The organism is Geminicoccus flavidas (assembly GCF_009806515.1).
Classification (GTDB): Bacteria; Pseudomonadota; Alphaproteobacteria; order Geminicoccales; family Geminicoccaceae; genus Geminicoccus; species Geminicoccus flavidus.
On the sequence record NZ_WUJP01001059.1, the window covers coordinates 1 to 7427 of the forward strand.

6 protein-coding genes and 1 pseudogene are annotated in these 7427 nt (G+C 59.4%); 1 reads left to right on the forward strand and 6 read right to left on the reverse strand.

Annotated elements, in window-relative coordinates; genetic code table 11:
* The 5 genes from EQG76_RS30235 to EQG76_RS30255 form a co-directional block, all read right to left on the reverse strand.
* Positions 1 to 186, reverse strand: a 186-nt coding sequence (locus EQG76_RS30235; protein WP_159718946.1) for a glycosyltransferase, incomplete at its 3' end; no start/stop codon positions are given.
* Complete coding sequence (locus tag EQG76_RS30240; RefSeq protein WP_159718947.1) at positions 183 to 1829, reverse strand: glycosyltransferase family 4 protein; 1647 nt, start codon at positions 1827 to 1829, stop codon at positions 183 to 185. The genes EQG76_RS30235 and EQG76_RS30240, both read right to left, overlap by 4 nt.
* Positions 1830 to 2080: 251 nt before the next feature.
* Positions 2081 to 3463, reverse strand: coding sequence for a sulfotransferase family protein (locus EQG76_RS30245; RefSeq protein ID WP_200841258.1), 1383 nt, complete (start codon positions 3461 to 3463; stop codon positions 2081 to 2083).
* Complete coding sequence (locus tag EQG76_RS30250; RefSeq protein WP_159718948.1) at positions 3460 to 4914, reverse strand: ABC transporter ATP-binding protein; 1455 nt, start codon at positions 4912 to 4914, stop codon at positions 3460 to 3462. Before EQG76_RS30250 ends, EQG76_RS30245 begins: the two co-directional genes overlap by 4 nt.
* The gene (locus tag EQG76_RS30255; RefSeq protein WP_159718951.1) at positions 4904 to 5722 is read right to left on the reverse strand and encodes an ABC transporter permease; all 819 of its coding nucleotides are present in this window, start codon (positions 5720 to 5722) and stop codon (positions 4904 to 4906) included. The genes EQG76_RS30250 and EQG76_RS30255 overlap by 11 nt, the downstream gene beginning before the upstream one ends.
* Before the next feature lie 952 nt (positions 5723 to 6674).
* Here EQG76_RS30255 and EQG76_RS30260 point away from each other — a divergent pair.
* Positions 6675 to 6827 (forward strand): hypothetical protein, encoded by a 153-nt coding sequence (locus EQG76_RS30260; protein ID WP_159718949.1) that lies wholly within the window; start codon positions 6675 to 6677, stop codon positions 6825 to 6827.
* Between the two features lie 340 nt (positions 6828 to 7167).
* Here the strand turns inward: EQG76_RS30260 and EQG76_RS30265 are convergent.
* Positions 7168 to 7427, reverse strand: a pseudogene (locus EQG76_RS30265) (hypothetical protein); the annotation flags it as partial.

The window sequence follows — 7427 nt, forward strand, 5'->3', positions numbered from 1 at the left end:
ATCCTTCTCGCTCACCCAGAACAGCCGATGATCATAGCGCTTGAGGATGTCGACCGTGCCGTCGGTGCTGGCTCCGTCGAACACGACATGTTCCAGTCCGGGGACATCCTGCTCGATCACGCTCTCCAGTGTCCGTTCGATGAAGCGAACTTGGTTGTAGGACGGCGTAACGATGCTGACCGTCACTCGTGAGCCTCCGGGAACAGCCGCAGGCGGTTACTGTCGCAGCGGATGAGCTCGCAGCGCTCGACGATGATCGAAAGCTCCCTGTGATCGGGGCTGGATCCGAGCCGTGCCGGCACAAAGGACGGAGCTACCCGGATCCTCGCGACTCCACCGGCGCTAGGCAGGTCGAACTGGAGCGTGCGGCGTTCGCTCCGTTGGAGTGGCTGCGTCTTGATCGTCGTGCCGTCGGCGAAGACGGCCCAGACCAGGACCGCGGCATGGGGAAGCCACTCCGGGGCGAGGACGTCGATCTCGATGGCTCCCGCATCATCGTCATGCGCAAGCTCGAGCAGGATCTCGGCGCCGGCCCAGCCGTCAGGGTGAACGCCCGAAAGACGACGACGTCCGCCGAATGTGTCCAGCGCAAAGCCGAACAGGGCCCAGTACTCGCGCGCCATCGCCGCTGAGTCGGCGAACTGTTCCGCCCGCTGCTTGCCAGCCGTTCTGCAGGCTTCCCGCGCGGCCTCATCCGTGACCAGCCGCATGATCGCGCCGGCGACCTCATCCGGAACACGCGGATCGAACAACATCGCCGCACCGCACGCGACCTCTGGCAGCGAGGTGACATTGCTGCAGGCAACGGGCACACCGAGGGCCATCGCCTCGACCACCGGCAGGCCAAAGCCCTCGAAGAGCGAAGGAAAGATCAGGCCGCGGGCAGCGCTGACGAGCGCGGCGAACTCGGCATCCGCGAGATGTCCGGGGAAGATGACCTTCTCGCCCAGCTGCATTCGTTCCGCCAGGTTCATCACATGATCCCGCCGGGGATCTGGCGCTCCCGTACAGACCAGGCGGACGTGATCCGGCAGCCCGCGATGGCGAGCCATGGCGAAGGCTGTTAGCAGCATTTCGTGATTCTTGTGCCGCCAGAAGTTGGCCGGGTAAACCAAATACTGGTCGGGCTCGAGGTCGAGCATCGTAAAGACCTTGTCCCGATCGGCGCTCGACCACTTGTTCTCGAGCCGGCGCGCCATCCGGTGATGGATCGTCCGAACGCGGTTCGGGTCAGGCAGGCCATGCGCAAGCACAGCCTCGCGCACATGATTGGAAATGGCCGCGATCGCGCTCGAGAAACGAAAGGAGTTCCGGATCGCCAGGTCCCTGTTGGCTGAATCTTCGGCAGAAAAGAATTGAGGATACACCATGTACTGGATGTCATGGATCGTCGTTACAGTCGGCACACCCGGCTCGTAGAACACCGGTGCCGTAAACGGACAGAACAGCAAGTCTGCCTTGGTATCTGCAACTGGCGGCCGAACGAAGGTTCTTTTGATCAGGTGCGCCGCGACGTGCGACATGACGATCGCCAGCTTTCTAGGAAAGCGCCGGAATATGGCAGCGCGCAGGCTATACAATAACCTGCCCACGCCTCGCTCGCGCTCGATCGCTCCGATACCCGGCACCAGGACACGATGGACATTGGGCGCATCCAGATGAGAGAGTTCGTCATGCGCTGCCCGCTGCGTCATCAGGATGAAGCGTGTGTCTGGCGCCAGCTTCGCCAGCTCTCTAACCAGTTCGATCGCGAATATTTTCGCGCCGCCATTCTCTGCCCCGGGCAGAATTGGGGTCAAATCTACCGCAACCGTCTTCAGGCTGCGCATTTCGACCCTCTCATAAAAAAATCATCCATGATTAATGTTAAAATAAATTCTGCCAAGCTCTGAAGCAGATTTCTAGCAAAAAATAGAACTGTTTTTCACAAGATATTCGGAGTGTTTTCTACCATTGCACCCCAGCTTCGAGCAGAATGCTTGCTCGTCGTCGAATTCATTTGATGTACATGATCGCGCTAACACGACTGTTCCTCGGATGAACTCTGTCGCCATCGATCTCCTCGTCATCGCGGGCAGCACTATTTCCATCCGCCAATAAGTTTATGCAGCCCGGAGGACAATTTCTTCTGGTTATCTTTTACAATATCCAGAACGCAAGCAATCACCTGCTCGATATTCTGTCGCGCCGCTCGTTCAATGCTCGTCTCCTCCAGCAAGCTACGGATCATCTGCTCGAGGTTGTGTCGTGCCGCTCGTTCGCTGCGCGTCTCGTCCAGTAGCGTGCGAACCGTCTGTTCCAGGCTCTGCCATGCCGGCCGCTCCCGCTCCAGCCCTTCAAACATCTGGCTGAGCTCGGAGATCCGTTCCAGGTGGCGTACCCGTTCGTTCTCCAAACGTCCCAGCGCCGTCGCCTGCCTCTCGATCAGCGCCAGAGGATCTTCCTCCACCCCAAGCAGCTTGATCGCGTCCTCGGGTTGCCTTGCCGCCTTGCGCAGCGCTGCGGCCAGCTTCGGTGCCTCCGGGTGCTCGCGCGTCGTTGCGTCGACAAGGTCGAGCCACGAACGGTAGCTCTCCTCGACCTCGGCTGCGATCTCCTGCGCCCGGGCCGGTCCATTATCGACGATCCCTTCCGCACGAAGAGCAGGAAGGAGATCGCCAAAGCCCAGCGCCACGATTCCTTCCTCCGAAAAGATGTCGTGGACGACCTGCTTCTCCTCACGGGTAAGGACATCACGCCAGGCCCAGAGGCTGTTCTGGTGGATGGAGCGTGTCTCCAGGATCTTCTGGTCACCTAGGCGGCCCCGGCGACGCTCAAGCTTCTCGGACATGAACGACAGCGAAGCCACATCCGGATCGGCACCAAGAATGGCCAGCACCGACCGCAGGACCTGCCCCGAATCGATGACGAGCTCATCATAAGTGCATGCATGCACCCGGGACGGGTTGTCGGCAGCGAAACGCTCCAACCTGCGGTAGCCCAGCACCAAGTCGAACAACAGCTCGCTGTCCGAGGCAGCCATGGCCGCGGTCAGATCGAAGTTCCAGGTGGACTTCAAGGACCCCGCAACGGCGAAGGGATTCCGCTTCAGGTAGACAAACTTGCATCTAGGAAAGATCAGAGCAATTTCGTGGATGATCTGATAATATCTTGGCGTCTTGTCGACGAATATCCGGCTGTTGTTCTTCTGAAGATACTCGTTGTAAAGTGTCGCTGCGTATGAGGCTTTCGCGCGCCGTACATCCATGCTGCGGGCAAACTCCAGATAGCCCTGCCCGATCAGCTGGCTTCCGGCCGGATGAAGCGAATGGACCTTGCCGATCGCCTCCACCGCGAACATCAGCCAAGGCTCAGGGGGCGAAGCGATGTCCGGATGACTGTCCAGCAGATGGGACAGGAGGGTCGTGCCCGAGCGGGGAACACCCAGCAGGAACGCCAGCGACTGGCCATCAGCCTCGATCACGTTGTGACCCGCCTGCCCTGCATCTCATCATGATCCGAAGGCACCGGCACAGCGTCGGCCAAGATATCGAGATGGCATCGCGGCGGGCTCGAGATGTCGACGACGCCGCTGAGGTTCCATCGCATGGACGGAGCGGCAATGACCCGGAACATGTGCGCATCGATGATCCGGTGCAGGACCTGCTGGTTCTCCATCGCATAGGAGTAGGCCCCGGCATTCGCGAAATAGATCCCTGGGCGCAGCATGTTGCGAAACCAGAATGTCACGCGAACCACAGAACCACCTGCTATATACGGTTCGGCATCCGAGACCTCGTGCGAACCCATTCCACCGATCTCGAAGCCGCTGATGGTCTTCAACACCATCCCGAAATAAACGGCGCATGCCCCGTGCGTGAAACGAACCTCGTAGCAATAGCGATAGGTCTTCCCAGAGGTGATGATATTGACCGTAGCGCCCATATCGTCCAGAATTCTGATGTTATCGATTACAGCGCCGTTGGGTGTATAGGATACCGTACTAGCCGGCACCAAGTTCTTGTCATAATAAGCGCCCACCTCACGTTTGCCAGGCATCCGCTTGGGCGCATCACTGTCGGCTTGCTCGGTATTGCTGTCTTCTACATCATCTCTACGGTCGAACGGCCCGGCGGTCCCATCTTCGTCCTCGTGCATTGCGAGGATGGCTTGGCGAACCTGTTCCTGTTGGGCAGGCGGCGCGTATGCCAAGCGCTGGTATTTCGCGATCACGAGCTTGGGGTCGCCGATCAGGATGGATTCGCCGCGGTCGATCAGGATCGCCCGATCACATAATTCCACGATCGTCGCGCCGGAATGGCTGACGAAAAGTACGGTGGTTCCTCCGGCACGAAGGGCACCGATCCGGGCGAAGCACTTGCGCTGAAAGGCCTCATCACCGACCGCAAGCGCTTCATCCACCACGAGAATGTCGGGATCCACATTGATCGCGACGGCAAAGCCGAGCCTGGCGCTCATGCCACTGGAATAGCTCTTCACCGGCTGATCGAGAAAATCCCCTATATCGGCGAAGGCAGCGATCCGATCAAACCGCGCCTTGATCTCTGCCTCACTGAGACCCAAGACCGCTGCATTCAGAAAGACGTTCTCCCGGCCGGTGAAATCGGGATTGAACCCCGAACCCAGTTCGAGAAGGGCCGCGATGCGCCCGCTCGTATTGACGCTGCCCTCGGTGGGGTTGAGCAAGCCACAGACAAGCTGCAGCAGGGTCGACTTGCCGCTGCCGTTCCGGCCGACGATGCCGACTGTCTCGGCTTTTTTCAGCTCGAATGATACGTTCCTCAGCGCCCAGAACTCGCGATAGTACTGCTTGCGCCCCCGCCTGAGCATCTGCAGCAGCCGGTCGTGTGGCTTGTCGTAAATGTGATAGCATTTCCCTAAGCTGCTGACCTTGATGGTGGCTTCAGAGGACATCAGCGAATCCTTTGCGGGTCTTCTGGAACCATGCGAAGCCTAGGCAAGCCACCACCATGCCTGCGAGTAGATAGACCACAAATACGCCCCAGGACGGTGCTTTTCCCCACATGAGCACGTCGCGCACCTGCTCCACAGCGGGCGTGAGTGGATTGATCAGCATCAGCGGCCGGTAGGAGGCAGGCAGCGAGGATACCGGGTAAAAGATCGGAGAAAGGAACATCAGCGCCGTAATGAGGACCCCAACTACTTGAGCAACGTCCCGAAGAAATACACCCAGAGCAGCAACCATCCATGACAATCCTACGGTAAACGCAACGCATGGCGCTATGACTATCGGGAACATGAGAATGCCCAGGTGCGGCCGCCCCACGATCAAGACATAAAACACCATCCATACAAGAAGATTCACTGCGGCATGGAACAGTGCTGAAGCCATGATGACACAGGGAAGAATCTCTATTGGAAACATTATTTTCTTAACAAAATTTGTGTTCGCAATGATCAAGCTAGAAGAACGATTCAAGCAGTCGGCAAAAATGTTGAATACCAGCAGGCCTGCAAATAATGTCAATGCGAACTCGGCTTTCGATGTGCCGCTGCTCCCCCAGCGAGCATTGAAGACCACGCTGAAAACGAAGGTGTAGACCGCCAGCATCAGCATGGGCTGAAAAAGAGACCAGAGGATTCCCATGATGGAGCCGCGATAGCGTCCTTCCACCTCCCGCCTGGCCAGGACCATGACAAGATGGCGGTTACGCCATAGGCTCGCCACCAGCTCGACCGGGGAGACGCTAAAGCTGTGCATAAAACAACACCCCAGAGCAAGCCCGGCCGTCATGTCCAGGCGGTCAGATAAAGAACGCTATCGTCGTGATGAATGATCTTCCGCGGACACTCGCAGCCTGGCCTCTCCCTGGGACAAACTCCTGCAACGCGCCTGTACATGGTCCAAGGCCTTTGAAGCGTGTTCCGGCTGGTGTGGATATTGGCATGGCTCAGTTGCCCCTACGCTTCGTTCCTCCGCCGTGCGTGCCGCCACTGCTTGGGGCAGAGCGGCAAAGGAACAGAGCACGTCCTCACTCTTGGCAGGATAAGCAAGCTCGGGATGGCGTGCGATCGGCTCGAGCTGCTCCATTGCACGATCGGTGATCTAGGCATCAGCTCTGCCCTGTCCCGCGGGCCCGGCCTCGAACTGGTCTGCCATCGCAGGTGAACTTCATGCGGATGGCGGGTGAAGTCTGCCCGACCTGCAGCAAGCAGGCCTCCATCCATACGGTTGCCGGTCCGCCGGGCGCGGTCGACGGACCAGAGAGCTGCTTCGCCCGGAACGTATCTCCCTCGGGATCGACCGGAGGCACAGTGTCTGCCCGGATGCACGGAAGGGTGAACCCGCCCCAAAAGGTCCATGCTGCCGCAGCCACGGTGCAACCTGGCTTGCTGACCCGGACCATCTCCCGTGCTGTTCGTCTTGTCTCGGGTAGGAGGTTCAGGACCAGCAGGGACAGCACCGCGTTGCAGGCATGCTCGGCATGGGCAGGGCCATCATCCTAGTTTGCTTGAACATGAGCTGCATGTCTGAGGAACGAGATCTGGCATGAGCTGCGAATGCCTCGAAGAGTTCAACGTCGGTGATTCTTGCTCTTGAGGCGGCACATGCAAGGATAAAAGCCCGATCATCTCGCCAAGGCTGCACAGCCAGATGGTCCGGCGAAGGTGAGGCAGCGAGCGGCCAGACTGCTGTACCGCGTGGTAACGCGGTGGATCCGCTCAAGCTTGCCGACCAGCCGTTCAGTTCGGTTGCGCTGCAGGCAGCAATCGTGGTCGAACTGGCGATTGCTTGGCTGGCCCCGGCGGCTCTGGATGATCCGGACTATGCGCTTGCGGCGCAGGACGCCGAGCAGCAGAAGTGACTGATGTGGCGCAGCAGCAGGCTGCCCATGACGATGTGGATGAAGGCGCTGGTCAATGGCAGTCATAGCCGTCATCCCTGTCATCTGTGCCGTGAGCGCGGCTGCCCGTGCGGCCGAACAGCTGTTCGAGCCGGCACGTGTGATGCTCAAGGACGTGTGGGGCCATCGCCTAACGCAGGGTGAGAGCCAAGCAAAGACATTAGCGAAGCAGTTGCTGAAGATCGAGCGCCAATAGCGTTGAGGCTCGCGCGGCTGGCTGACAATCCGGCAGGCGTGGCGCTCTGAAAGGCCGTACTTCCCCCGGATGCCGTCGACTGCCTATCGCCGTCGCTAAGAGTGCTTAACAGAACCACCTCGTCACGAAGCGGTGGCAGATCAGGCTGGCGGCGAGGGAGTGGAAGCCTTGAAGGATGTCGAGGCGCCGCTCGTAGCGGATGGTGAGCCTGCGGAACCGGCTGAACCAGGCCAAGGTGCGCTCGATGATCCACCGGTGCAGTCCAAGCTTCTCGCTGCGCTCGATGCCGCGCCTAGATGTACGGTCCCAGCATGTGGTGTGACGGATCGAGCCTGAACCGATCGGGCTCTTTGGCCGAGACCTGG

Coding starts and splice junctions, on each gene's coding strand:
- EQG76_RS30240 (WP_159718947.1), bottom strand. CDS start 1,829: ATGCGCAGCCTGAAGACGGTTGCGGTAGATTTGACCCCAATTCTGCCC.
- EQG76_RS30255 (WP_159718951.1), bottom strand. CDS start 5,722: ATGCACAGCTTTAGCGTCTCCCCGGTCGAGCTGGTGGCGAGCCTATGG.
- EQG76_RS30250 (WP_159718948.1), bottom strand. CDS start 4,914: ATGTCCTCTGAAGCCACCATCAAGGTCAGCAGCTTAGGGAAATGCTAT.